Annotated in this window: 24 protein-coding genes and 2 pseudogenes; 21 read left to right on the top strand and 5 right to left on the bottom strand. The window is 39.1% G+C overall.

Annotation, left to right across the window (positions count from 1 at the left end; all coding sequences use genetic code 11):
• Window positions 1–39: 39 nt before the first annotated feature.
• Window positions 40–375: pseudogene (locus tag HUN01_RS25015) on the bottom strand (DUF2887 domain-containing protein); the annotation flags it as partial.
• Between the two features lie 15 nt (window positions 376–390).
• On the opposite strand from HUN01_RS25015, the gene HUN01_RS36250 reads away from it, so the two are divergent.
• The 5 genes from HUN01_RS36250 (at window position 391) to HUN01_RS24995 (ending at window position 5,037) form a co-directional block, all read left to right on the top strand.
• The gene (locus HUN01_RS36250; RefSeq protein WP_257798004.1) at window positions 391–516 is read left to right on the top strand and encodes a hypothetical protein; all 126 of its coding nucleotides are present in this window, start codon (window positions 391–393) and stop codon (window positions 514–516) included.
• 41 nt (window positions 517–557) lie between these two features.
• Window positions 558–1,991: a BCD family MFS transporter gene (locus HUN01_RS25010; RefSeq protein WP_181928442.1), complete on the top strand. Its 1,434-nt coding sequence runs from the start codon at window positions 558–560 to the stop codon at window positions 1,989–1,991.
• Between the two features lie 84 nt (window positions 1,992–2,075).
• The gene (locus HUN01_RS25005) at window positions 2,076–2,882 is read left to right on the top strand and encodes an inositol monophosphatase family protein (RefSeq protein WP_181928441.1); all 807 of its coding nucleotides are present in this window, start codon (window positions 2,076–2,078) and stop codon (window positions 2,880–2,882) included.
• 222 nt (window positions 2,883–3,104) lie between these two features.
• Window positions 3,105–3,677 carry a hypothetical protein gene (locus HUN01_RS25000; protein WP_181928440.1) on the top strand — a complete coding sequence of 191 codons (573 nt, stop codon included), beginning with the start codon at window positions 3,105–3,107 and terminating at the stop codon, window positions 3,675–3,677.
• Between the two features lie 403 nt (window positions 3,678–4,080).
• Complete coding sequence (locus tag HUN01_RS24995; protein WP_181928439.1) at window positions 4,081–5,037, top strand: MDR/zinc-dependent alcohol dehydrogenase-like family protein; 957 nt, start codon at window positions 4,081–4,083, stop codon at window positions 5,035–5,037.
• Window positions 5,038–5,106: 69 nt separating this feature from the next.
• Here HUN01_RS24995 and HUN01_RS24990 read toward each other — a convergent pair whose 3' ends face one another.
• The 4 genes from HUN01_RS24990 to petP form a co-directional block, all read right to left on the bottom strand.
• Window positions 5,107–5,394, bottom strand: a complete 288-nt coding sequence (locus HUN01_RS24990) for a hypothetical protein (protein ID WP_181928438.1) — start codon at window positions 5,392–5,394, stop codon at window positions 5,107–5,109.
• Between the two features lie 83 nt (window positions 5,395–5,477).
• The gene (chlG, locus tag HUN01_RS24985; RefSeq protein ID WP_181928437.1) at window positions 5,478–6,515 is read right to left on the bottom strand and encodes a chlorophyll synthase ChlG; all 1,038 of its coding nucleotides are present in this window, start codon (window positions 6,513–6,515) and stop codon (window positions 5,478–5,480) included.
• A gap of 156 nt (window positions 6,516–6,671) precedes the next feature.
• Complete coding sequence (locus HUN01_RS24980; protein ID WP_181928436.1) at window positions 6,672–7,772, bottom strand: Get3/ArsA fold putative tail anchor-mediating ATPase NosAFP; 1,101 nt, start codon at window positions 7,770–7,772, stop codon at window positions 6,672–6,674.
• 120 nt (window positions 7,773–7,892) lie between these two features.
• Entirely contained in the window at window positions 7,893–8,084 is a 192-nt protein-coding gene (gene petP, locus HUN01_RS24975; protein WP_181928435.1) for a cytochrome b6f subunit PetP, read from the bottom strand.
• 584 nt (window positions 8,085–8,668) lie between these two features.
• Between petP and HUN01_RS24970 the strand changes: the two genes are divergently transcribed.
• The 16 genes and pseudogenes from HUN01_RS24970 (at window position 8,669) to HUN01_RS24895 (ending at window position 24,262) form a co-directional block, all read left to right on the top strand.
• Complete coding sequence (locus HUN01_RS24970; protein WP_181928434.1) at window positions 8,669–10,063, top strand: glycosyltransferase; 1,395 nt, start codon at window positions 8,669–8,671, stop codon at window positions 10,061–10,063.
• Window positions 10,060–11,211 carry a hypothetical protein gene (locus tag HUN01_RS24965; RefSeq protein ID WP_181928433.1) on the top strand — a complete coding sequence of 384 codons (1,152 nt, stop codon included), beginning with the start codon at window positions 10,060–10,062 and terminating at the stop codon, window positions 11,209–11,211. Before HUN01_RS24970 ends, HUN01_RS24965 begins: the two co-directional genes overlap by 4 nt.
• The gene (locus HUN01_RS24960) at window positions 11,202–12,566 is read left to right on the top strand and encodes a glycosyltransferase family 2 protein (RefSeq protein WP_181928432.1); all 1,365 of its coding nucleotides are present in this window, start codon (window positions 11,202–11,204) and stop codon (window positions 12,564–12,566) included. Before HUN01_RS24965 ends, HUN01_RS24960 begins: the two co-directional genes overlap by 10 nt.
• A 25-nt stretch (window positions 12,567–12,591) precedes the next feature.
• Window positions 12,592–13,458 carry an ABC transporter permease gene (locus tag HUN01_RS24955; RefSeq protein WP_338044495.1) on the top strand — a complete coding sequence of 289 codons (867 nt, stop codon included), beginning with the start codon at window positions 12,592–12,594 and terminating at the stop codon, window positions 13,456–13,458.
• Between the two features lie 2 nt (window positions 13,459–13,460).
• The gene (locus tag HUN01_RS24950; RefSeq protein ID WP_181928430.1) at window positions 13,461–14,759 is read left to right on the top strand and encodes an ABC transporter ATP-binding protein; all 1,299 of its coding nucleotides are present in this window, start codon (window positions 13,461–13,463) and stop codon (window positions 14,757–14,759) included.
• A 12-nt stretch (window positions 14,760–14,771) separates the two neighbouring features.
• Window positions 14,772–15,485, top strand: coding sequence for a TylF/MycF/NovP-related O-methyltransferase (locus tag HUN01_RS24945; RefSeq protein WP_181928429.1), 714 nt, complete (start codon window positions 14,772–14,774; stop codon window positions 15,483–15,485).
• Between the two features lie 4 nt (window positions 15,486–15,489).
• Complete coding sequence (locus HUN01_RS24940; protein ID WP_181928428.1) at window positions 15,490–16,059, top strand: class I SAM-dependent methyltransferase; 570 nt, start codon at window positions 15,490–15,492, stop codon at window positions 16,057–16,059.
• An 11-nt stretch (window positions 16,060–16,070) separates the two neighbouring features.
• The gene (locus HUN01_RS24935; RefSeq protein WP_181928427.1) at window positions 16,071–17,144 is read left to right on the top strand and encodes a polysaccharide pyruvyl transferase family protein; all 1,074 of its coding nucleotides are present in this window, start codon (window positions 16,071–16,073) and stop codon (window positions 17,142–17,144) included.
• Complete coding sequence (locus tag HUN01_RS24930) at window positions 17,141–17,695, top strand: class I SAM-dependent methyltransferase (RefSeq protein ID WP_181928426.1); 555 nt, start codon at window positions 17,141–17,143, stop codon at window positions 17,693–17,695. Before HUN01_RS24935 ends, HUN01_RS24930 begins: the two co-directional genes overlap by 4 nt.
• 7 nt (window positions 17,696–17,702) lie before the next feature.
• Window positions 17,703–19,070 (top strand): coiled-coil domain-containing protein, encoded by a 1,368-nt coding sequence (locus tag HUN01_RS24925; RefSeq protein ID WP_181928425.1) that lies wholly within the window; start codon window positions 17,703–17,705, stop codon window positions 19,068–19,070.
• A gap of 13 nt (window positions 19,071–19,083) precedes the next feature.
• The gene (locus HUN01_RS24920; protein WP_181928424.1) at window positions 19,084–20,103 is read left to right on the top strand and encodes a KpsF/GutQ family sugar-phosphate isomerase; all 1,020 of its coding nucleotides are present in this window, start codon (window positions 19,084–19,086) and stop codon (window positions 20,101–20,103) included.
• Entirely contained in the window at window positions 20,100–20,846 is a 747-nt protein-coding gene (gene kdsB / locus HUN01_RS24915) for a 3-deoxy-manno-octulosonate cytidylyltransferase (protein WP_203219500.1), read from the top strand. Before HUN01_RS24920 ends, kdsB begins: the two co-directional genes overlap by 4 nt.
• A 338-nt stretch (window positions 20,847–21,184) precedes the next feature.
• A pseudogene (locus tag HUN01_RS36660) lies at window positions 21,185–21,295 on the top strand (IS4 family transposase); the annotation flags it as partial.
• Window positions 21,296–21,560: 265 nt separating this feature from the next.
• Window positions 21,561–22,664, top strand: coding sequence for an acyltransferase family protein (locus HUN01_RS24905; protein ID WP_181928423.1), 1,104 nt, complete (start codon window positions 21,561–21,563; stop codon window positions 22,662–22,664).
• Between the two features lie 234 nt (window positions 22,665–22,898).
• Complete coding sequence (gene kdsA / locus HUN01_RS24900; RefSeq protein ID WP_181928422.1) at window positions 22,899–23,741, top strand: 3-deoxy-8-phosphooctulonate synthase; 843 nt, start codon at window positions 22,899–22,901, stop codon at window positions 23,739–23,741.
• Complete coding sequence (locus HUN01_RS24895) at window positions 23,738–24,262, top strand: KdsC family phosphatase (RefSeq protein ID WP_181928421.1); 525 nt, start codon at window positions 23,738–23,740, stop codon at window positions 24,260–24,262. Before kdsA ends, HUN01_RS24895 begins: the two co-directional genes overlap by 4 nt.
• Window positions 24,263–24,305 lie beyond the last annotated feature (43 nt).

Below are 24,305 nucleotides of genomic sequence, written 5' to 3'. Positions count from 1 at the left end.
ATTTTGCCAAAATATGACAACAGACATGAAATGTCCATTCTATGTGTTTTGCTGTGCGGCAAGCTGGACAGCTTCTATATCAACATTGAGGTGTTGAGCAATCTGCTCCACACTCATCCCTGTTTTTAGCAACAGAGGGACGGTAAGTTTCAACATTTCAGCTTTCTGTTCTTCTCGACCTTCTTCTCGACCCTCTTCTCGACCTTCGGCTTTGGCTTCCTGATAAACCCTTGTTTGTTCCAAAGTCAATCCCAGCATAGCTTCAACTTCCTCTCTACTTAAGGTTGAAAACTTATAAACGACGATTGTGGTGATGATGTCTAGTATTTCGTTTTTCGGCAGCATGTCCGTTGACTCTAATTTTACCCGCTCAATACTTGGCTGAAGTTTATGCTAATCGAGGTGTATAATTATTTGCCAAATAACTGCGATCGATCGCCTCTGGCGGCGCAACGCCATCGCAACTTCAACTTTTCGTTCGCTGATTTCGAGCGGGTAGGGTTTATCTTTATTTAAAGAGAGAGATTAAATCCTATAAACTATACGAAAAAGTAGCTATGGCAAGCGGTGAAGTATTTGATACCAAAACCAAATCCCTATCTGTGCCAAGAGTAAACCTGCTGACCATGTTCCGGCTGGGTTTATTTCAGATGGGATTGAGCATGATGTCTATCTTGACTCTGGGGGTACTCAACAGAGTCATGATTCAAGAAATAGCAATTCCGGCGACGCTGGTATCAGTAGTTTTAGCACTGCCTTTATTTGTTGCTCCTTCACGTATCTGGTTTGGCCAGATTTCCGATGCTAAACCTTTATGGGGATACCACCGTACAGCCTATGTTTGGGTGGGCGCGGCAATATTTGCGATCGCAGCATTTTTAGCTGTACAAGTAATGTGGCAGATGAATCTGGCTGGAAATAGTTCAGGTAATTGGGTATGGACAACCCAAACAATCGGTTGGACAGCACTTTTGGCTTTAGTTTTCGCTGTATACGGTCTAGGAATTTGTGCCAGCGGTACTGCCTTTGCTGCTTTGTTGGTGGATATATCTGAAGAAGATAACCGTTCTAAAGTAGTCGGTGTGGTTTGGTCGATGCTAATGGTGGGGATTATTGTTGGGGCGATTATTAGTGCCAGCTTGCTGAAACAGTTAACGCCAGAAGCAACTGTAGAAACCTTGCAGCCAGCAATCAACAGATTGTTTACTATCGTCCCTGCAATTGTATTTGGTTTAGCGATCGCAGCAACATTCGGCGTAGAAAAAAAGTATTCCCAATACTCAACCCGTTCTACACTGGTGAACCGGGAAGATAGCATTACTCTGGGCAATGCTTGGAAAATCTTGACAGCTAGCCCACAAACAGGTATATTTTTTACCTTTTTATTGGTGATGACTATCAGTTTGTTTATGCAAGACCCGATTTTGGAACCCTATGCGGGTCAAGTGTTTAAAATGCCTCTGGCGGAAAGCACCAAATTAAACATTTTTTATGGAACAGGTCTACTGATTGCCTACGGCGTTACGGGCTTTTACATTGTTCCGCGTTTGGGTAAGCGCAGAACTGCCCGTCTAGGCTGTATGTTGGTAGCATTCTGTGCAATTTTGCTCGGTATATCAGGATTCACAGCTAATGCAGCAGTTCTCAAACTAGGTTTGGTCTTATTCGGTTTAGCCACAGGTTTCTTAACAACGGCTGCAATTAGCTTGATGTTGGATCTTACCGCAGCGGAAGCCGCAGGTACATTTATTGGGGCATGGGGATTAGCGCAGTCTCTTTCTAGAGGTGTGGCGGTAGTAATCGGAGGTACAGTTTTGGATATTGGACGCCGGCTGTTACCAAGCCTAGAGTTAGCTTATGGACTGGTATTTGCTTTAGAAGCCGTGGGAATGGTGGTATCGATTTGGTTTCTGAATCGGGTGAACGTCACAGAATTTCAAACAAGTGCCAAGCAAGCGATCGCATCTGTTTTAGAAAGCGATTTAGACTAAACTGTATAGGGCATGGGGCATGGGGCATTGGGCATTGGGCATTGGGCATGGGACAAATGACAAATGACAAATGACAAATAACCAATGAATGATTTTTGGACAACAATTCTGGATTTTGCCCAAACTACCACTACTAGGGTGGGCAAGCAGCTAATGCAAGATTTTGGGAAAGTACAGGCTGACCAAAAAGCTGATGGTAGTTTGGTGACGCAAGCAGATAAATGGGCAGATCAGGAAATTCGAGATGCGATCGCTTCTAATTTTTCTGGTTACGGCATTTTGAGCGAAGAGAGTGATCAGTCGTTTCCCGGTACTGAGTGGTGCTGGGTAATTGATCCTCTCGACGGTACAACCAACTTCACACGCGGCATTCCTCTCTGGACAATATCTCTGGGTTTACTGTATCGAGGCACACCCATTTTTGGGTATGTTTACGCACCAACCTTGAATCAAGCTTTTCATGGTTTCTGGGCAGGTTCATCTGGTTTGGCAACACCAACAGGAGCATTTCTCAACCACCACCCCATCCACACAAGTGTTGATAGTCCCAGCAATAATCACTTTTTTAACCTCTGTTCTCGCAGCACCGCAGTTATCAAAAACGGCTTTCCCTGTAAAATTCGGATGTTGGGTGTAGCTAGCTATAACTTTTTGACAGTTGCTACTGGGGCTACTCTGGGTGGGATTGAGGCGACACCAAAAGTTTGGGATATAGCGGGGGCTTGGGTAATTGTTCAGGCTGCTGGTGGTGTGTGGTCATCGCTGAATTCAGAGCCATTTCCATTGTCAGCAGGAGAAGATTATAGCGATCGCTCTTTTCCTACCCTTGTGGTTAGTCGTCCCGAATTAGTTCCGGTATTCCAACCTTTTCTCAAAGGCGTAAAAATTTAATTTGCCGCTTACACACCTGGAAACAGTGATTTTGTCAACCAGCATAGTGGATGGCGGCATATCAATATATCAATATAAAACTTAATAAAACCCTAGTCAAACAAAGAATTGAGTATAAATAAAGCTGGTAATAATCCTGATTTAAGTGCAAAACCAGTGTAGTTACTAATTTAAGTAGTGTTGTGGCTTTTATCACACTGGTTAATTTAGTATAAAAATTTTATGTTGTCTAATCTAGATTTAATTCGGGAGTTTGTGCAAAACTCTATCCAGAAAAAAGAAGTTTTGTTGTCAAATCCTGCTTTGACAGCGCAAACAGTTTATAAAACCAACCAGCTTACAGCGAAATCTGAGGGCGTGATTGCCACCGTCCAGCTATCTAACTCCCTATCTGAATTCTCGATTTCTCCAAAATCAACCCAGTGGGAATTGATAAATCAGGCATTAGCAGAATATAGTTATCTTCTCAAAGGAGAAGTCGATAGTCGGGGTTTTTATCAGTATCAATACTGCGAAGTTCCCAAAGGCTATGAGATGCACTGTACTAAATGTGTCCTTCTATGGCGAGCTTGGTGGAAATATCGCAAGTATACTTCAAGACTAGGGATTCCGTTGGAACTTCTGATTAGAACACGAGATTCATGGTATCCAATCCGAGATTTAATTATTAGCGACGGACTTCTTTATATCAAAACCTTGGGAAGTGAGATCACACTTGACTCAGAAGACTTGGTTACTTGGTTAAGCAAAATTGATGTAACTAAAATTAAAGAAATACCTTCTACTGAGACATAAGCGTGGGTAGGATACGGATATAGCCATTTTCAATCCGGTGAGGTACAAGTATGCAAATAGACCTAACCCCTAACTCGTCGCGGGAAGGGGGAAAAATTCAAAGCCTCTCTCCTTTTAGGAGCTACGGTGTACACACAAGTCTGAAATCGCTGATTAACCAAGATTTTACCCCACCCTAACCCTCCCCTTGCAAAGGGGAGGGAACTAGATTTTCTATTTCCCCCCTTTGCAAGGGGGGATTAAGGGGGGTAATTAGACTTGTGTGTACACCGTAGCCTTTTAGGAGAGAGGGCAAAATTGTACCTCACGGTTGTCGAGAACCGCTATATACGCCCCTTCATTATGTTGCAAAGATTTTTGAAACCGGTATTACAACATATTTAGGTAAAGGACGTGAAAAAGAATGAAAGGACTCTGGCTCGAAAACAACCAGTTACAATTACGCACAGACATTGCCATTCCTGAACCACCACCAGGAGAAGCTTTAGTACGCGTCTTGCGTGCGGGTATCTGTAACACTGACCTGGAACTACTCAGAGGCTACTATCCCTACACTGGTATTTTAGGTCATGAATTTGTTGGCGTCGTTGAACAAGGGCCAGAACACTTAGTTAACAAACGCGTAGTTGGAGAAATCAACGCTGTGTGTGGGCATTGTCGCTTTTGTTGCAGCGGACAATCAACTCACTGCGAAAATCGTACAGTTTTGGGTATTGTCAACCGGAATGGAGCCTTTGGTGAATATCTCTGTTTGCCAATAGAGAATCTGCATCCTGTACCTGATAATGTGCCAACAGAAGTAGCAACATTTACAGAACCCATAGCAGCAGCTTTGGAAATTCAGCAGCAAGTGCCATTACATCCAAATAATCGGGTGCTAGTGGTTGGAGATGGCAAACTAGGGCAGTTGGTAGCCCAGACATTAGCTTTAACCGGCTGTGAACTCTTAGCTGTGGGGCGTCATCAAGACAAACTGGCTAACTTAGAGGCACGGGGGATTAAAACTGGTTTAGCTAATGCTGTGAAAGATGGATATTTCGATATCTCAGTAGAATGTACTGGTAATCCAGAAGGATTTGCGATCGCCCGCCGCGCCCTACGTCCCCGTGGTACGCTTGTACTGAAAAGTACTTATTCTGGCAAACTCAGTCTAGATGCTTCTTCTTTAGTAGTAGATGAAATCACCCTCATCGGTTCTCGTTGTGGTCCCTTTGCCCCAGCCCTTCAGCTACTAGCTACAGGACAAGTTAATGTGCAACCTCTAATTCATGCCACCTACCCCCTCATTGAAGGGCTTGCGGCTTTTGAACACGCTCAGAGTCGGGGTGTTTTGAAAATATTGTTAGATATTAGTCATTAGTCATTGGGCATTGGGCATTGGGCATTGGGCATTGGTTATTAATTCTTCTCCCCATGCTCCCTCTGCTCCCTAATAGAGATAAGGATTAGTCTTCGGTTGATAGTCAGAACAATCGATCGCTTCTTCTGTATTGGCAATAGATGGGCGTACAGTACATTTAAGACGGTAATTGTCGGTAAAAAATTGGCAACCAGTACAAGGGATTTGATGCATTTGCTTGGCTGTAGTCAAACCATCTCGTGCTGCTGCACAAAGACTCCAAACAACGAGAATAATTACAGTCCAAGCTACAACAAAGCAAATCGGGACTAACAAAGGTTGAATCCCATAAATGAGGAAAGATATCAGTTTAAACACGATATGTCCTGATACAAATTAGGAGTTAGAAGTATATTACCTCCTAACTCCTAATTCCTAACTTCTGACTATAGAAGTATAATTTAAACGCCAGCATGACCCAGCGCTAAACCAGTGACGAGCATTCCTAGAACAAGGAAAGGTTGGGCGCTGGCTTGGTACTTAACATCATTCTTAACGGGGTCGCGCAAGAAATACATATCTTGCAAGGTGATTTGCGGGATGATTAGCAGTACTAGTATCGCTGCATACAAATTCTCATGGATGCTGACGAGATAAGCTGCAATCAATCCTTGAAAGACATCAATTGTCACTACACAAATCCAAGATGCGGCGGTGATGCCAAACATTACGGGTAGTGAATTTAATCCTAGCTGGCGATCGCCTTCTACACTCTTAAAATCATTCACAATAGCAATGCCCAATCCAGCCAAGCTGTAGAACATTGTCAAAATCACAATTGTGGAATTTAGATCACCAAACAAAGCGTGTCCTGTAGACCAAGGTAGGGTGATATAGCTTGCACCCAAGGCGTAGCTACCTAGCCAGCCGTTTTGTTTGAGTTTCAAGGGAGGTGCAGAATAAATGTAGGCAATGAAAGAACCGATGATTGCGATCGCTGTAATTGTCGGGAATTCATGACCAGACCACACATCTAGCACAAATGCCAAACCAATACCAGCAATCAGTAATACCCAAATCTGAATAATTACCTGGGGTAGAGGAATTGCTCCAGAGGGAATCGGGCGATAGGGTTCATTTATGGCATCGATTTCGCGATCGTAGTAGTCATTGAGGATTTGGGTGTAACCTGTCATCAATGGCCCAGCCAGTAACATACAGGTTGCTACCTTCAACACATTTTCCAGTGTCCAAGTATAGTTACCAGAAGAAGCCGCACCACAGACTACGCCCCAAATTAGGGGAATCCAGGTAATCGGCTTCATGAGCTGCAAACGGATTTTCCAAATTGAGGTTTCCCCTGGCGCTGCACCTTTCATCCCTAGCAGCTGTCTAGTTTTCGCACTGCGATCGCTCGTTGCTATTGCTTGCTCACTGGGATTATTTGCTAATGCCTCAGATGGGTTGGGGTCTGGGGTAATGGGAGTTGATTCTGACATAATTTTTACTAATTAATTGGGCATTGGGAATTGGGCATTTTGGGCATTGGGAATTGGGCATTGGGAATTGGGCATTGGTGATTAAGTTTCTTCCCTATTCCCCAGTCCCTATTCCCCAGTTCCCAGTCCCCAGTCTCCAGCCCCCATTCCCATAACTTAAAACGAAATTATCAAATAATTATTCTGAAACTTGGCTCCAGCAACGGGTCTGCCACTCAGAGCCGGGGGCAAGGGGATATTGCGCCGCTGATCTCCTGCTTCCACAGTGACTTCTGGCCCATATTGAGTAAGCTTGACCTGCTTTTTGTCAAATCCTGGCAAGAATAAGCGTACCTGACGATTGTGGATGTCTATTTCAATTGGTTTAGGAGCCTGTAGCGCTTGTGCTTCAAAGTTGGGTAGGGCGTCTATCAATGGTTGCCAGTCACCTGTTGGCGAGTCGGGAACGACGCTCACAGGTAGAGGTATAAATTCCTCTGACAGGTTGACATTCGTTTCAGTAGACACAAGCAGAACACCACCGACAGTTAAACCGATTTGTTGAGCGCTACCCCACAAATAACGAGCATTTGCTACCTCAAGGGGATCTCCTGTAGTCACTAAGAAAGCAGCGAGACGCTTAGGATCGGCAAGAGCGGCTCTCCCCTTTTCTAAGAAATTATTGACTTGGTTAGTGGGCCCTGCAAAGTTATCTGCTGTCCAGTTGATATTGAAAAAACTGCTAATCAGCGGTTGAATCAAGGGTGATTCAGTAATCGTCTTCCCCAAATCGGAGTTGACAAACAATTGCCGAAATCGCCGGACATACCAACTGAGAGATTCTGGCAAGCCCAACATTCGCAACGTTAAAGAGTCACCCGTGCCATCGTAGACGATCGCATCATATTTGCCACTGGCATCATATTCGCGGATAGCATTCAGGGCTAGAGCATTGTCCATCCCTGGTAATACTACCAGTTCTTGACCAAAAACCTCTTTGAAGATGGGCGTGCGGAGATATTGTGCCTCCAGTTTTTTCACTTCATCCCAGTTACGCTCAAGCAGTACAGATGCTTGAAACTGTACCGCCTGTAACTTGGGAGCGATCTCTTGAGGATCGGCAGCAATGGGAGTACCCAAAAGGATTGATAATGTTGGTTCTGCTTGTCCTGCTAGGAGTACGCGCTTGCCTTGACTTGCCAATAATTTGGCGGCGGCGATCGCAATTTTGGTACGAGCGGTGCCGCCTTTGCCCAAAAATGTCAATATTAGAGCCATTACTTGATTCCTATTTTCACCGCCGAGCTTTTCAACTCCAACTTAGCACTCAACAAAGACTCTCAGCCTGTGCTTGAGATTTCAGATGCCAAGAAAAACCTGGATCTAAGTTTTTCAAAACTACACAGGTTTAATTTCATCTTCAAAAAACCAAGTGGAATAATTGTCGTCAAACAGCACCACTACACCGATCCCACCACCATCGGTGACTTTGTAGCCTTGGATAATACCCACTTGTCCGAGTTTTTTTACAATTGGGGGAGAAACGCGATCGCGCAAACGATAGACTTTAACCTTTTGTCCGATTTCCATGCCTGATTACAATGCAATAAACCAAGTCTCAGTGTAGCGGAAACCGTGACTCTGCTTTCATAAATTCAGTGGAGATAAGGGAGATGAAGAAGAAAATTCCCAATTCTTGACTTCTAACTCCTGACCTAACAGCTTAAAATTAAATCAACAACCAAGCAGGTCGATACCCATGTTTGTCACAGTGCAACAGGCATTGGAAGCGCAATGGTTGGCGGAACATTTGCGATCGCTGGAAGTTAATCCAGATAGCTTGAGTTAAGCAAGAAATCGCCCTCTTTACAAAGAAAACAGCATTGCCAACAGAAACTATTTTTGTAGTACAAATACACTAGGCAATACCCAATTTATTGTATAATTACCAAGATAATTTAGGTATTATTTTTTAGTCATGATATATTCTCCAAATAACACAAACAATCGTAATTCATACCTATGAAGTTTTATGGAGAGTAATTAAGTACCTAAGTAGTTAATTGTAAAAAATATTGCAGCGTATGGAAAATTTTTACGTAAACAAGAGAAACTCACCTGTATTTTGCTAATTTTAGTTTGTAACAAAGTTGTATTTTTAATATAAATTGAGTGTGTTATCCAGCCAAAGAAACATGTTAATTTGGAAAGCCAGTTCTCTAAATATAAACTTAGCTAGTCTGCGCTATCGATGCTTGATACCATTACATTATCTTGAATTGTATGGTTATCAGTCTTGTATTTACTCTAACTGTAATGCAATAAGATTCGATGATAATAAATCGGATGTTATCATATTTGTTAAAAGTTTTGCGCGGGAAGATTTAGAGCTTGCAAAAAAAGCGCATAGATTGGGTATACCAGTAATACTAGATATTTGTGACAACATATTTATCGAAGAATATACTAATCGGAGAGATAATATTCCAGCAGAAATATTTAAGGAAATGGCCAAAGTTTCTTCAGCAATAGTAACAACGGGGATAGTATTAAAAAATGTCATCAGAAAAGAAGTAGGAGAATCTATCCCCATTTTCATAATTCCCGATGCGAATGAAACATTGAAAGATGTTAAGCAAGCTATGACTTTTATTAAATGGAGACGTTGGTTGAAAATAGTTATTTATAGACCAAGTTCATTTTGGCTCTCTCTGAAAATTGTTTTTGAAGTCAAAATTCTTAGCTTAATTAAAAAAAGATACGCATCAATAGTTTTCTTATATAACGAAAATATATCTAAAAGCAGAGTTAGCTTAAACAGACTAGTTAATTTAGGGCAAGTGAAGGCAAGTGAAACAAAAATTACTGAAGCAAACAATAATTTAACTCAAGAAACACACACAGTAACGGCTGTGTTGCCAGTGACATTGATTGTTAAAAATAAAGACATCAAACAACAATATATTGAAAAATTCAATCAGGTGTCAAAGCATGATAAATCAAGTAAAAGTTTGTCAGTAAAGGATAATGTAAAAAGAATAATTTGGTTTGGTCATCATGGAGCGAGGTATGGCAACTTTGGTATGCTAAATATTTTGGATATAGTTGAGCATCTAATCAAAATAAGTAATGAAATAAATTTTACATTGTTGGTTGTTAGTAATAATTATGAAAAATATTCCAAACATATACTGCCATTACCATTTTCCACAGAGTATATAGACTGGGATCCCGTAAATATTTATCAACATATATCTCAAAGTGATGTGACAATAGTTCCCAACTCTAAAACCCCATTTAGTATTAGCAAATCTGCCAACCGTACAGTTCTTTCTTTATCTTTGGGAGTACCTGTTGTAGCTACAAAGACACCAGCACTCAAAAATTTTCAAAATTGTATAATGTGTGATGAATGGGAATATGGGCTAAGGTCATACCTGAACGATCGCCATCTTGTCAATAAGCACATAGAAATAGCGCAATCAATTATTAAGCAGAATTACAGTGGTGAGGCGATCGCCACTCAGTGGGTAAATGCGCTGAATCAAGTCAACAGGAAAGTGGTGTGATTAATTTTATACGTTTTTGGAACCATAAGCCAACAGTGCTAGTATTTATACACTTAATCCAAGATTTGGATTTAGTTTTACCTTTGTTGGTAGGTTTACAATATAGGAATGATCTTGTACCTCAAGTCTGCGTCCTCGATCAGATATTAAATAAATCACCACGAATTAAAAGCGCCTTACAAAAATTAGGAATTAAATATTCAAAAGTTTCGCGCTTGGGAGTTTTAACGGGAGTAGAACCAAATCTATTAAATATCCAAGGGTTGATAACTGCCTCAGAAAGTACAGCTGGACCTCATAAAGCGGCTTATGCTTTGACTAAAAGAGCAAATAAATCAGGAATATTAACATACACTTTGCAGCATGGTTTTGAGAATGTTGGCTTAAATTATTTTGATGATCTTTATACGGCAAAAAACACCAGATTTGCTTCGCAAAAAGTTTTAACTTGGGGTGATACCGCATTACTACCAGAAGAACTAGCTCATGAAACCCAGAGCAAATGTATTGCTGTTGGGTGTCCCAAATATGTTAACTCAACCACGACACCAAAAGTAGAATTTTCGAATCCTGGTAATTATTTAATAGTTATATTTGAAAATTTACATTGGGAACGTTATAGCGAAGAATACAGAATACTTTTTCTCCAAGACCTAGAGAAGACAGCGCGGCATTTTCCAGACACCACTTTTTTAGTGAAACCACACCATGCTGGTGTATGGCTAACAGATAAATATCAGGGACAGTTACCTCAGGGAAATAATATTATAATTGCCAACCCACGGAATCCTCAATGGGAAGTTTTTACTGCACCAGCATTGATTGCAATTGCAGATGGTGCAATTACTACACCATCAACTGTGGCATTAGATGCAGCAAAATACAAGTGTCCTGTGAGTGTAATCAGCTATGGTCTAAATTTAGAAAAATATGAACCATTGCCACTAATTAACGAATTAGCAGACTGGATTAATTTTGTAGAAACATTGCAAACTACAGAAGGACGTTTAGCAATACAGCAAAAAGCAGATGTCTATATTAAGCGTAATCTCATAGCTGGCAATGCAGTCACTCGCATTTTAGATTTAATTGCAAATGATATTCAAAAAAAAAACATATCAAATCCAATCCCTAAGAAATGTCTATAAATTTCTGTTTTGCCGACAGCACAAGCTCTATCCCTACCCCTACATCTGGGACAACTTATGTAATTGAGAAAATTCCTGGTCAATTATCTACTAAAAGTCTCTACTCTACTGTCAAAAAATTTTCTCTAGATATAGAAAATAAGATGTTACCAGAAGCGCTAGTCTGGGATGATTTGCTATTTTGCACGGCTAGTAGAGGAAGATTAATCCCTTTTCGTGTGGAGTGGCCAGAGAAAGATTCTCTTTTATACCCGCATGTCAATCATGCAGGTCGCTGTGCAATTCGTGGCGATATTTTACACAAGTTTCTAGAAGAAGGATACTTATCCAAAAGAGATGATACTTCAGGTGCTTTGGCTGTTCTCAGCAAAAGTCCCACAGCCAAAATAATCCAACTCGATCAGGTTCTGCGCTTCGTAGGCTTACAAAGCACTTCTATCTACAAGCCTTTAAGCTACCCCACGCCGAGCAAAAAAGCTCAGAGCATCACTATTATTATTAACTATCGCGATCGCCCAGAGCTAATGGAAGTATGTCTGAAATCCATTGCTGGGCAAGCGGTGACTGCCAATATAGAAATTGTACTTGTCGATAATCAGTCCCAGCCTGCTAATAGACAAGCTGTGGAGGAACAAGTCAAGCGTTTTCTACCTCAAGAAATTCTAGTCTGCCACTTGAATTATGACGCTCCTTTTAACCATAGCGCTCAAACTAACATGGCCGCAGAAGCATCAGTTGGTGAAGTTCTCTTCATGCTCAATAATGATGCCCGCTTTATAGATAAAAATGCTTTACAAACCCTTGCCGATTGGGCCATGACACCAGGAGTTGCTAGCGTTGGTCTTCGTACCATAGGGAAAAAAGGACGACTAGTGTCTTCAGGAGTACAAACTTGTTTGCCTATAGGCACTCGTCCAGTACGCATCCAAGAATCCACAGTTAATCCTCTGTCTCAAACAATTCATTATGCAGCTGGTAACGGTTTTGCTTGTGCTGCCATTTCCCGAGAAATTTGGTGTGAACTGGGTGGACTTAATGCTATAGAATTTCCTACACAGTATAATGATGCAGATTATTGTCTACGGGCTTTAGACGCTGGATTTCGCCATATTTATGTCGGATCTCTTCACGTGTACCATGAACCAGGACAATCTGAAACCAGAACCCGTGCGGCCGTTGAGGAAATTCATGATAAATTGCGCTCTTTCCATCCTAACTTGGGGCGTTTCCATAGAATCAGCCCTAATCTAACGAAGGTCACATCAGATGTACTTGCTATGTCTTTAAATGTCCCAGCTTTATTAAAGATTTGTTTAGCTTATCGCCGACTGTATAAGAAACTGGGATTGACTTAAAATTGACAAAATCTTCAGCAAAATTGTGGTAGGAAAGGTGAGGAAAGAAAGTAGACCAGAAGTCATATATACCCCTGAAAGCAGAGTACTGCATCCGATTCAGTTATTCAGGGAAATGTTTCAAGATTTGTTTGCTTCCCGTGAATTGGCTTGGCGATTACTAAGTAGGGATATTAGAGCTCAATACAGGCGGTCTTTCATGGGAATTACTTGGGCTATTATACCTCCCGCTCTCACAGCAGCAGGATTAACTTTTGCTAATAATACAGGACTAGTTCGTGTAGAAGAAACTGATATACCTTATCCCGCCTACGTCATGCTAGGTACTATTTTATGGCAAACATTTTTAGATGCTCTTAATAGTCCTCAAATAGCCATAAATACCTCCCGTCCGCTGCTTGCTCAAGTTAAATTTCCTCACGAGGCAATTATTCTGACTCAATTAGGCCAAGTACTATTTAACTTGTCAATCAAAATAGTTTTGCTCATAGTTTTATTTGTATTATTCAAAGTTTCGGTGAGTTGGACAATAATTTTTGCACCATTTGCATTTATTATTTTAATTCTATTAGGAGTATCTATAGGGCTGTGGCTGGTTCCTGTAATGAATTTAGTCCAAGACGTATCACGATCTATGGAAGTAATCACCTTAGCTTGGTTTTTTCTGACTCCAATTGCTTATCCTGTCCCTACTAGCGGTACACTCTCGGTTTTAGTGAAGTTAAATCCTGTCACACCCTTACTAGTAACAGCACAGGAGTTGATTACCACAGGAGAATTATCGCAATTAACCTTGTTTTTAATTATGAGCGGTATCACTTTAGTGGGATTAGTTCTAGGGTGGTTAGTGTACCGTCTTTCTATACCTTTTCTAATTGAAAGGATAAGTTAAGCATGACTATGCAAATAAATGATAGTGAAATACTATCATCGCCAAGTGAAGACGATGATGTGATTATTTCTGTCAACAATGTCTCGAAAAAGTTTTGCCGGAATCTTAAGCAATCTTACCTCTATGGTCTCAAAGATATTGGCGCAGAATTAGTTGGCAAGCCGAGATACAGCAGTAAATTAAGAAAGGGGGAGTTTTGGGCGCTTGATAACGTCAGTATAGAAGTTAAACGTGGTGAATCTATAGGTTTAATTGGAGTTAATGGGAGTGGGAAAACAACTTTACTAAAAATCATCAGTGGGTTGATTAAGCCAGATAACGGCTATGTAAAAGTTAAAGGTAGATTAGCAGCCTTGATTGCCTTAGGTGCAGGATTTAATCCCGTACTTAGTGGTAGAGAAAATGTCTATATTAATATGTCTATTTTTGGATTAACTCGCAAAGAAATAGACCTCCGTTTTCAAGAAGTGCTTGATTTTGCTGAGATATGGGATGCGATTGATGCACCTGTAAGAACCTACAGTTCTGGGATGAAAGCTAGACTGGGATTTGCTAGTGCTATTTATACAAATCCCGATATTCTGTTAATTGATGAAGTGCTAGCAGTTGGTGATTTTAAATTCAGAACAAAATGCTATCGCAAACTATCAGAACTTCGGAAAAGTGGCGTATCATTTGTTTTGGTTTCTCATAGTGCAGGTGCAATTACATCAAATTGTGATTCTGCTGCTTATCTAGCAAAAGGTAAGCTAGTTATGAACGGTAACGCAAATTTAGTAGTACAAAAGTATGAAGAAGATTTATGTATTAACCAAATTAGTAATGCCAAAGTCTTAACACCAGGCGAAGTACTTTTTTCTAGTAATTCTGTAAGTTCTACACTCAAGATTAAAGCACTTTCTTTTCAAAATTCCAAAGGTAAAGTTTTAGATACACTTGTATCTGGTAAACCTGCATACCTCAACATCATATTTGAAGCATATGAAGAAATTGAAGATGCTAGCATCAATCTAATAATTAGAGATTTCGCTGATAAAGAGAGGTGTAATCTTTTTATCCAGAGTGCTGATGATATTGGATTTGTTAATATATCAACTGGTGAACACTCATTCAAGCTAATGATGCCATACTGTTGTTTATTAACTGGATTATATTCCATGAAGATTAATATCACGGCAAATGGAAGCTACTATACCATTTTAGACATAATTGAATCATTTAAATTTAAAGTCAAAGCTAATCAATCTATTAGTCAATCATCATTTTATCAACCGCGTAAATGGGAAATAGATCATCAATAATTCTCAAAATATATGGAAACACATCTTTCTAAGTCTGAGCAAATACAGTTATTTAAAAAAGAATTTTCCCAAGAACATGAACTTATTAATAGGATACGAGAAAAGAATTTAACTTACTGCGGCTACCCAAAACTTGAAAATATTTGCCGAGCTATCAAATATATCCAAAAAAAACAAGTTCATGGTCTCTATTTGGAAGCTGGATGTGCCTTAGGTGGTTCTGCAATTTTGATAGCTCACATGAAGCCCAATTCCGTACCTTTACACATCTTTGACGTATTTGGTATGATTCCACCACCTTCTGAATGGGATGGTATTGATGCTCACAACAGATATGCAGAGATTAGCAGTGGGAAATCGCAAGGCTTGGGAGGAAATGAATACTATGGCTATATTCACAATTTAAAGGATATTGTCATTAACAATATAGAAAGTTTTGGCTTCAATTTGGAATCAGATAATATTCAGTTAATACGAGGGCTTTTTCAGGAAACTTTAAATGTTAAAGATGTAGTAGCATTTGCACATATTGATTGTGACTGGTATGACTCTGTAAAAATTTGTATTGACAGAATTACTCCCAGGATGAGTCTTAATTCCGTAATTGTATTTGATGATTATAGCTCCTATTCTGGGTGTAAAAAAGCAGTAGATGAATTAATCGATCTGGGAAATTTTGAGATTTTGTTTTGTCAAAGATCTATAGTTTTAACTAAGGTACGCTAGGAGTATGAGATTTAACTGTGATAGTCAAAGTGCTGCAAGCTGGCAAATACGTGCAGAAAGTGCAGTAGAAATGTTTATTGCCAATGATATTTCCTTAACTAATAATATTAATCCAATTAGAATTGCTGATTTTGGTTGTGGGAATGAGAGGTTAAAATCTGTACTTATTGGCAAGCTCGGTAATCAGTTTGATTACTATGGATATGACTTGGAACCACAATTAGAAAGCACATACAAAATAAATCTGGAATCGGAAATACCGTCTTTAAATTTTGATATTGTATTTTGTTTAGGTTTACTAGAATATATTAGCGATATTGATAATTTCTTAGCCAAGATTCCTCAAATATCTAATTTTTATTTAATGAGCTACGTTATTCGTGACTCAGGAGCCTATTCTCCGGCTGATATATTACAGAAAGGATGGTTACATCATTATTCTTGCCAAGAGCTAGAAAGAAAATTTAAAAATAATGATTTAATTAAAATAAAGTTTAACTTAACGAATAAAGATAAAACAGGATTATGGTTACTTCAAAGTCACTCTTTTACTAAAACATATAATATTCAATAGATAAATTTAATATGGATTATGCTGTGATTACACCTTATATAGTTCCTGTTGAAATACAGAGCAAGAAAACTGTAAATATAGGTGACGGATTTATTCTGAATAATTTGATTAAACTATTACATCCTGCTGAATGCAAATATTTGTTTACATCAAGAAAAGAATTATCTGAAAATGACATCGATAAAATCAATTCCACAAAAGCCTTAATCCTAGCAGGGGCTAATCAATTAAATGATAATTTCACTATAGTACCTGGCATGAGCCTCGGTACACTAGCTAAGATCAAAGTTCCTGTTGTGCCATTTGGTATTGGGATTCATGGTATTTCAAAACAAAATCTTGGAATGTCTAATACTACAAAAGAGATACTCACAGCTATCCATCAAAGAATCAGCTTCTCCTCCTGGCGTTGTCCCTTAACTATTCAGTATTTAAACAATAGCCTACCAGAAATTGTTGATAAATTTTTATTAACTGGTTGTCCAGTTATATATGATGATAAAATCCTTCACAATTCAAGATTTAATCATCAAGCAAAAACTGTTGTAGTAACTGTAACAGATAGACAAGATTTTTGGGATAGAGAAACTAAAACAATTGATTTTGTTGCTCATAAGTATAAAAAATCTCGTAAAGTACTATCTTTGCATCAGGATTTTCTAGGAATTCAAAGTAATTTGCAAACTAATCAATATACTATTTTGAACACCTGGAAGATAAAATTCCTGAAAAAATACGATGGAACTCCATTTTCATTAAGAAATTATGCCCGAAATCAAGGGTTTGAAATTTTTAAACCTACATCTGTAAATGAATGTTTAAGCTTTTATAATAAATGTGATTTACATATAGGCAGTAGAGTACATGCCCACTTGTATTTTTTAAGTCAAGCAAAAAAATCATTCCTTACCTATGTAGACGAAAGGTGTGTTGGTTTTTCTAAACTATTAGAATTTCCTATATGTAATTATAATAATTTGAGCGAATATTTGAATTATGACTTTGAAATTTATCGTCAGAACTGCATTAATTATTTTAGCAATATGCAAAAGTTCGTCGATTATTTGCAGGAGGAGGTATTATGAGTCCAAAAGTTTTTGCAGCTTTTGCTAAGATTCTCGCTTCATTTTATCAGAATAAGACTCACTCTGCTGCATTAGAAGTTGGTGCAGCAACATGGACGCTACTATCCATACCTTGCTTTGAACATTCTAGAAAAGTAGCTTTAAACGCACAGAAAATTAAAAAAACTTCTCCGGAATTGCAAAAATGTGAACTTGTAGTTGGTAATAGTAACCTTCTGGAGTTTACGGATAAGGAATTTGATTGCGTCATGTCATCTTCAGTATTAGAACATGACAAGTATTTTTGGAAGTCTGTAGAAGAGATTTATCGCGTGCTGAAGCCAGGAGGTATATTTATTGTTGGGGTTCCCATATATATGACATTACCCACAGACTATATGAACACCACTCTCACTTTTAAACGTCATGGTATTGCTTACAATGCTGACTTCTATCGCTTCAGCGAACAGGCTGTTAGGGAAGTTATATTAGAAAAGTTTACCATACATGAATCTATTCTGGTTCGCAAATATCCAAATCCTTATCTAGTAATGTCTGGAGTAAAAGACTAATCTAAAGATGATTACATTTGTCACATTTCATGCTGAAGTCCCAGGAGAGGATATTGAACAAAGTACCCCTTTGGATCAGAATAATCTTTATGATTATCAACAGGCGATAGATTTAATGTTTAAGTCTGTTGATAAATTTCACAGTAACTGTGAGAAAGTTATTTTAACTGATTTAGATACTAATGTCTCATTTTTCTCTTTGGATATCACTGTTCAAAGATACCCAGTTGATTCGCGAACAATCATGCTGAGTCGTTTAGTGTCACAGTTACATTTTCTCAAGAGTCATGAATTTAAATCAGATATTGTTTTTCTGGATTCAGATATATTAGTTAACGATAATATTGAATCATTATTTTCCCAAGAATTTGACTTAGCTTTGACGGTTCGTGATGATAAAGAAATGCCTATAAATGGCGGAGTAATTTATATTTCCAAGAGAAATAAAGAAGCGGTAGTTGCTTTTTTTGAGAAGCTTTATTTACTATACACAGAAAAATATATAGAAAAGTCTCAATGGTGGGGCGATCAACATGCTTTAGCGGATGCGATTAACTGGCAAAAGGGTAGTCAAGTCGATCCAGGTAATATAGAAATTGATAGCATAAAAATTCTTTTATTATCTTGTGATATTTATAATTTTTCTCCTGATTATGAATCAGATTTAGATGTATATGAGCTAAAAGAGAGAAAAGTTTTGCATTTTAAAGGACCACGCAAAAAGTATATGAATGTTTACTGGCGCAATTATCTTCATTTGTATGGTTCAGATGATTGGGAACAGGAAAAATCACTTTTAAAACAACAAGTTGTAGAATTACAGAATGAAAGATTAAATCTCAAATCTACAATCAAAAATTTACAATCAGAAAATACTGAATTGCGTCGCTTCATGAAGTCTAAAGTGAATTCATTACGTGCAGAAAATGAAGTTTTTGCAAAAAATATTCAAGAATTAAATGAGAATTTGAAAAAAAATATTCAAGAATTAAATGAGAATTTGAAAAAAAATATTCAAGAATTAAAAGACGATAATGCAAATTTGGAGAAGAATATTCAAGAATTAAATGAAAATCTCCAGAAAAACATTCAGGAATTAACTGAAAATCTGGAGAAAAATATTCAGAAATTAAAAGATGATAATATAAATTTGAAAAAAAGTATTCAGGAGCTAAATGGAAATTTGGATAGAAGCATTCAAGAATTAAATGAAAATTTGGCGATAAATATTCAGGAATTAAAAGATGATAATGCAAATTTGAAAAAAAATATTAATGAGTTAAAAGATGATATTGTAGAAATAAAAAAATCTAATTTTTGGAAACTTAGAGAACAATATTTAAGATTAAAGCACTTATTTATAAATGATAAATAGGCGGAAGATTTTTATGCAAAACAAACGTAAAATATTACCACTTTATGTAGGAGGGACAAAAAATCATTTTCAACAGGTTACTGAATTTCTGAAATTGGGGGCTGAGGCGATCGCTCAAACAGCAAACAAACTCCAGCCCCAGCAGGTAGCATCGGCAATCCAGCTATTGTCTGTCTGTAAGGGGAAAGTCGTTTTGGTGGGCGTGGGTAAGTCAGGTTTAATTGCCCGCAAAATTGCTGCAACTCTCACTAGTACTGGCACAGTCGCCGTTTATCTTCACCCAGCAGATGCGTTACATGGCGATTTGGGGATTGTTACCTCTAATGATGTGGCTATTCTCATGAGCAATAGCGGTGAGACTGACGAACTAGTAGAGATTACACCTTACTTAAAAAAGCGGCAAGTGCCAATTATTACAATTGTTGGTAACTTGTCCTCTACTTTGGCGCGTAATGCTGATGTTGTTCTCGATGCTTCTGTTGACAAAGAAGCTTGTCCGCTGAACCTTGCACCGACAACAAGCACCACCGTAGCCTTAGCGATTGGAGACGCGATCGCCATGACGTTAATGCAAGTTAAAGGATTAACCCCAGAAGATTTTGCGCTGAATCACCCCGCAGGACGACTAGGAAAACGCCTGACTTTAAAAGTCGCTGACATCATGCACAGTGGTTTTGAAAATCCTATAATTTCACCTACAGCTACATGGTTAGAAGTGATTACCGCTATCAGTCAAGGTGGTCTGGGTGCGGTCAACGTTGTAGATAATTTAGGTCAGTTGCTAGGAATTATTACTGATGGAGACTTGCGAAGAAGTTTTCAAAAAATAGACCCAACGAAATTGGAACGTATCAGCAGTGATGCAATTATGACCAAGAATCCAATCACAGTTTCCCCAGACTATTTGGCTTATGATGCTTTGCAAGTTATGGAAAATCGTCCCTCTCAAATTTCTGTGATGCCAGTAGTAGATGAACAGGGAATCTGTCTGGGGTTGATTAGACTGCATGACATTGTGAGGAGTGGTTTGTGATTAATATTCTTGCCGTTATTCCAGCTCGCTATGATTCTCAACGCTTAAGAGGTAAGCCTTTAGTGATGATTGGCGATCGCCCGATGGTACAGTGGGTTTACGAAGCAGCCAAACAATGTCCCTCATTTAGCCAAGTAGTTGTAGCAACTGACAGCGAATTGGTGGCCCAATGCGTCGAAAAATTTGGCGGTGTTGTCGAAATGACTAGCAGCACCCATATTTCAGGTACAGATAGAGTTGCTGAAGTCGCTACACGCTATCCCCAAGCCGTAGCAGTCGCCAATGTCCAAGGAGACCAACCATTTGTTAAGCCAGAAATGCTGACGCAGCTAGTCGCACCCTACTTGAATCCAGACAAAGCACTACCAGATATGACAACCTTAGCCTGTCCCTTGGATCACCAAACAGGTTATGCCGATGCAAATGTTGTCAAAGTACTATGCGATCGCTACAACCGCGCTATATACTTTTCTCGTTCCCCTATTCCTTATTTTCGTAATTCTGTTCCAGCACCAGTATTTCATCATCTTGGTTTATATGCGTTTAGGCGCAATTTCCTGGCGGAATATGCCAAACTCACACCTACTCCCTTAGAACAGTGTGAAGCCTTGGAACAATTGCGGGTTCTGGAACACGGTTACTCGATCCAAGTCTGTCACACCCAAGTCGCAACTTTGGAAATCAATACGCCTGAAGACCTGATTGAGGCTCAATCTTTGATTGCTAAAAGTGTCAGACCATAATTCCAACTCAAATTCTAGAGAGTCTTGCATCATTGAATCAAAAGGCTTTACTTGAAAAACTTTTGACTCAATTTTCCAACTTTGCGATCGCCTCTTTTGAGGAAAATAGACTATTTAATTTTTATTGCCTGTAAAAGCTATGCCTTAGAGGATGTTTTAAAAGTGATCGGCTGTAATTTTAGACACTTGTTGATCCCCCCAACCCACTTAAAAAGCTATCCATTACCCGGATCTTTCTCAACAAAACGTAAAAATACTTAAATAAAGCCGAAAAGGTTGATAGATATAGTTTTGAGGAGGAGAAAACAGAGGGGAATGAAAAATGGAAAGGTGGGCGTGGTTTTCTTGGTCGTAAAGGTGATGGAGAACCTGGCGTGAAAACTATTTGGAAAGGGTTACGGCGATTACATGATATCGCTGCTACTTGGAAATTAGCCCATCAATGCTAACACTCATACTTTCTGCTGTTTGTCTAGTCCTCCTATTGTCATCCAGCAATTCCAATCCTGTTGAGAATTAGCTTTTAGCTTTTGTTAAGAAAGATGTGACTAATGGATAGCTTAAAAAGGGGGGCAAAGTCTCTAAAAGTCTCCCAATTTATCGGGGGATTTAGGGGGATCTAAAACATTTTGCTACTGACCAGAGGACTTTTAAAACATCCTCTTAGTTTATTTTATTAATCATTAGTAATGAAACGTTTATCAAAGGTGTGGTATGAAGGATATCAATTTCGGATGGCAGAAAGGATTAGTTTTTTGGCAAGCAGATATAGGCAAAGATAGATATATATTAGATTTTCTCCGAGGCTTCGCGGCTATTTTAGTTTACCTGTCTCATGCAGACCAAGACAAAATAATCAATAATAGTTTATTAGTAGCAATGAAAGGCCCATTAGGTTGCCATCTATTTTTTGTTATTAGTGGTTATTTAATCTGGCGTAGTGTTAGTAGAAATTTCGGCAAAAAACCCCAGATGGAAATCGGAAAATATGTAATTAACCGGGCTACTAGGATTTTACCACTTTATTGGATAAACATCTTATTTTGTCTGACATTGCTTCCTTTATTAAAATCAACTTATGCACCTTCAGCCGGAATTGTAGAAATTGCCCGTCATTTGACGTTTACGCAATCCTTTGATCCAAGCGTAGCACGAGCAATTAATCCCGTACTTTGGACACTTGGACATGAAGGTGTTTTTTATGTAATAGCACCGCTGCTTTATATCACAGTACGTAAGCATACAGCGATATTACTTTTAGCATCTTGGTTACTCTCTGCCTACGCTAGCAGTCACAGCATTCCTGTTGTGCAGCAGTTTTTAATGATATTCAACTTATTTGCTAGCGGTATTTTTATGGCAGAGAAAAAAGTTATATTGGCTCCTTGGATAAGTGTGTTATTGATGCTGGTTGGTTTGCTATTGCTCAACTATGCACCTTCACAGTATTTTTTCAATTCTGTGAGTTTAATTTCCGTAGGCTTTTTTACTCTTCCTCATACTTTGCTAAATTTTCTTCCCAGGATTCGGAATTTTTTAGATAAATCTAATTTCTTGGGAATTACTTGGGTGGGAATGATTTCTTATAGTCTATACATTTGGCACTATTTGTTGATAAATATTTTCTCTGGTTATCAATTACCACAATTATGGCGCTCGTATCAAAATAATGATTTGCTCTGTGCTGTGTTGTTTACTTCAGTGGTCATGATAATTTCTTACATGTCATATTTGCTGATTGAAAAACCCAGCATGACTACTCTCAAGGAGCAACTGCTCAACAGAATATCTAAACAAAATGCTATGCGATCGCCATAATCGTGCTGGATACTTCTGTCCTTGCCTATTTGGACAATTTGCTACCAGCAGCCGTATGCCATTATCTTGATTTGTATACCTTTAGCCGTGATTTTCTGGTAAAGTATGCCAAGCTTACACCTACTTGCTAAGAGCAGTGCGAGAACCCGGACATTCAATCTAAGTGTGTCATACACAAGTCACAACTTTGGAAATCAACACGCCTGAATCCTTGATTGTTAAAGGCATCACCCCATGATTCACACTCAAATTACAGAGAGTCTATCTATTGGAAAAGGTAATCCTCTGACTTTGATCGGCGGACCCTGCGTCATCGAATCAGAAGACTTTACCCTGAAGATGGCCCAAGAAATCCGCCAAGTTTGCGATCGCCTTGGGATCGGATTTATTTTTAAATCCTCTTTTGATAAGGCTAACCGCACCTCCATTAATTCATTCCGGGGTCAAACTTTAGATACTGGTTTAGAAATTCTCCAACGAGTCAAAAAAGAAATTGGCGTACCCGTCTTAACAGATATTCATGAAAGTCAACAAGCGGCGATCGTAGCGGAAGTAGTCGATGTTCTGCAAATTCCGGCTTTCCTCTGTCGGCAAACCGATCTGCTCATAGCCGCCGCTGCTACAGGTAGAGTCGTCAACGTCAAAAAAGGTCAATTTCTTGCACCTTGGGATATGAAGTCTGTAGTCGCAAAGCTAGAGGCGGCTGGAGCTAAAAACATTCTTTTAACAGAACGGGGAACCACTTTTGGGTACAATACCTTGGTTGTTGATTTTCGCTCCATACCACAAATGCGGCAACTAGGTTATCCTGTGGTGTTTGATGCCACCCACAGCGTCCAAATGCCTGGGGGACAAGGTGATAAATCTGGTGGTCAGCGCGAGTTTGTCCCTTATCTTGCCAGAGCAGCTGCGGCTGTTGGTATTGATGCACTGTTTATGGAAATTCACGAAAATCCTGATGCGGCGTTCAGTGATGGGCCGAATATGATTCCCCTTGCTCAGTTAGAAGAGGTTTTAAAACCAGTTTTGCATATCCATAATAGTTTAGCAGTTGCTACTCCTGCTTACTTACAATGATCGAGATATCTGAATCTGAGTTGCGATCGCGTTTTTCCCAAGTGAAACTTTTAGCTCTAGATGTCGATGGTGTGCTGACAGACGGCGGTCTTTACTATACCGAAACTGGTGAAGAGTTCAAGAAATTTAACGTTAAAGATGGTCTAGGACTGAAATTATTGATGCAAGCAGGGATAGATATAGCAATTATCACCGCTAGTACATCAACATCAGTACTTCATCGCGCTAAAAAGTTAGGGATTAATTATACTTTTCTTGGCGTAGAGAATAAGTTGAACATACTTGAAAATCTGTGCCAAAAATTAAATATCACCCTAGAACAAGTTGCGTATATGGGAGACGATCTTAATGATATTCCTGTACTCCAAGCAGTAGGCTGTCCTTTAACGGTCGCTGATTCCATGTCTATGAATAAATCATCTGCGATATATGTTACGGAACTAGCTGGCGGAAAAGGAGCAGTGAGAGAAATATGCGATCGCTTCCTTTCTATCCACAAAGCAAGCAGTCTAATCTTTTAGTATGACAACAGGAGAAATACAATAAGGAGCAGTTCTAGCAATA

The sequence above is a fragment of the Nostoc edaphicum CCNP1411 genome (genome assembly GCF_014023275.1).
Taxonomy (GTDB): domain Bacteria; phylum Cyanobacteriota; class Cyanobacteriia; order Cyanobacteriales; family Nostocaceae; genus Nostoc; species Nostoc edaphicum_A.
This window is presented reverse-complemented; position numbering and strand designations above follow the sequence as displayed.

What these genes read in the sequence shown, in the direction of transcription:
- HUN01_RS36250 (WP_257798004.1), top strand. Translation starts at nt 391, where the DNA reads ATGCTAATCGAGGTGTATAATTATTTGCCAAATAACTGCGATCGATCG.
- HUN01_RS25010 (WP_181928442.1), top strand. Translation starts at nt 558, where the DNA reads ATGGCAAGCGGTGAAGTATTTGATACCAAAACCAAATCCCTATCTGTG.
- HUN01_RS25005 (WP_181928441.1), top strand. Translation starts at nt 2,076, where the DNA reads ATGAATGATTTTTGGACAACAATTCTGGATTTTGCCCAAACTACCACT.
- HUN01_RS25000 (WP_181928440.1), top strand. Translation starts at nt 3,105, where the DNA reads ATGTTGTCTAATCTAGATTTAATTCGGGAGTTTGTGCAAAACTCTATC.
- HUN01_RS24995 (WP_181928439.1), top strand. Translation starts at nt 4,081, where the DNA reads ATGAAAGGACTCTGGCTCGAAAACAACCAGTTACAATTACGCACAGAC.
- chlG (WP_181928437.1), bottom strand. Translation starts at nt 6,515, where the DNA reads ATGTCAGAATCAACTCCCATTACCCCAGACCCCAACCCATCTGAGGCA.
- HUN01_RS24980 (WP_181928436.1), bottom strand. Translation starts at nt 7,772, where the DNA reads ATGGCTCTAATATTGACATTTTTGGGCAAAGGCGGCACCGCTCGTACC.
- petP (WP_181928435.1), bottom strand. Translation starts at nt 8,084, where the DNA reads ATGGAAATCGGACAAAAGGTTAAAGTCTATCGTTTGCGCGATCGCGTT.
- HUN01_RS24960 (WP_181928432.1), top strand. Translation starts at nt 11,202, where the DNA reads ATGTCTATAAATTTCTGTTTTGCCGACAGCACAAGCTCTATCCCTACC.
- HUN01_RS24950 (WP_181928430.1), top strand. Translation starts at nt 13,461, where the DNA reads ATGACTATGCAAATAAATGATAGTGAAATACTATCATCGCCAAGTGAA.
- HUN01_RS24945 (WP_181928429.1), top strand. Translation starts at nt 14,772, where the DNA reads ATGGAAACACATCTTTCTAAGTCTGAGCAAATACAGTTATTTAAAAAA.
- HUN01_RS24940 (WP_181928428.1), top strand. Translation starts at nt 15,490, where the DNA reads ATGAGATTTAACTGTGATAGTCAAAGTGCTGCAAGCTGGCAAATACGT.
- HUN01_RS24935 (WP_181928427.1), top strand. Translation starts at nt 16,071, where the DNA reads ATGGATTATGCTGTGATTACACCTTATATAGTTCCTGTTGAAATACAG.
- HUN01_RS24930 (WP_181928426.1), top strand. Translation starts at nt 17,141, where the DNA reads ATGAGTCCAAAAGTTTTTGCAGCTTTTGCTAAGATTCTCGCTTCATTT.
- HUN01_RS24925 (WP_181928425.1), top strand. Translation starts at nt 17,703, where the DNA reads ATGATTACATTTGTCACATTTCATGCTGAAGTCCCAGGAGAGGATATT.
- HUN01_RS24920 (WP_181928424.1), top strand. Translation starts at nt 19,084, where the DNA reads ATGCAAAACAAACGTAAAATATTACCACTTTATGTAGGAGGGACAAAA.
- HUN01_RS24905 (WP_181928423.1), top strand. Translation starts at nt 21,561, where the DNA reads ATGAAGGATATCAATTTCGGATGGCAGAAAGGATTAGTTTTTTGGCAA.
- kdsA (WP_181928422.1), top strand. Translation starts at nt 22,899, where the DNA reads ATGATTCACACTCAAATTACAGAGAGTCTATCTATTGGAAAAGGTAAT.
- HUN01_RS24895 (WP_181928421.1), top strand. Translation starts at nt 23,738, where the DNA reads ATGATCGAGATATCTGAATCTGAGTTGCGATCGCGTTTTTCCCAAGTG.